Consider the following 513-nt stretch of genomic DNA (forward strand, 5'->3'; position numbering starts at 1 on the left):
CGAACCTCTGGTATGTCAGTTGTACCGCCAGGTGCACCGCTGATTAGCTACGTTCGGGAAGGATAACCGCTGAAAGCATCTAAGCGGGAAGCCTGCTTCAAGATAACATTTCCAACCAAACTTGTTTGGGAGAGGCCCCCAGCTAGACCACTGGGTTGATAGGCAGGAAGTGTACGCACGGACCATAGACGTGTTCAGCTGACCTGTACTAATAGGCCGATCACTTACACACAACCACCATCCTCATCCTCTTCAATAGCGAGGGGTTCGCGTCCACTAAGCGGTCACCACACCACAAACCCACCCCCCACACGCGGGGTGACACACAACAACTGAATACAGCTGCACACACGTACACGTAACAGATTTCCCGCAACCCGGTACGGGTTGATGGGTGAGAGAGTTACGGCGGTTATAGCGTGGGGGAAACGCCCGGTCCCATCCCGAACCCGGAAGCTAAGCCCCACAGCGCCGATGGTACTGCAACCGGGAGGTTGTGGGAGAGTAGGACAC

Annotated in this window: 2 rRNA genes; both read left to right on the forward strand. The window is 55.6% G+C overall.

Annotated features, from left to right (window positions below):
- Positions 1–233: ribosomal RNA gene (locus tag MHJ63_RS09855) — 23S ribosomal RNA — on the forward strand; the annotation flags it as partial.
- Positions 234–404: 171 nt separating this feature from the next.
- A 5S ribosomal RNA gene (gene rrf, locus MHJ63_RS09860) occupies positions 405–513 on the forward strand; the annotation flags it as partial.

It is taken from the genome of Pseudoglutamicibacter albus, from assembly GCF_022346425.1.
GTDB lineage: Bacteria > Actinomycetota > Actinomycetes > Actinomycetales > Micrococcaceae > Pseudoglutamicibacter > Pseudoglutamicibacter albus.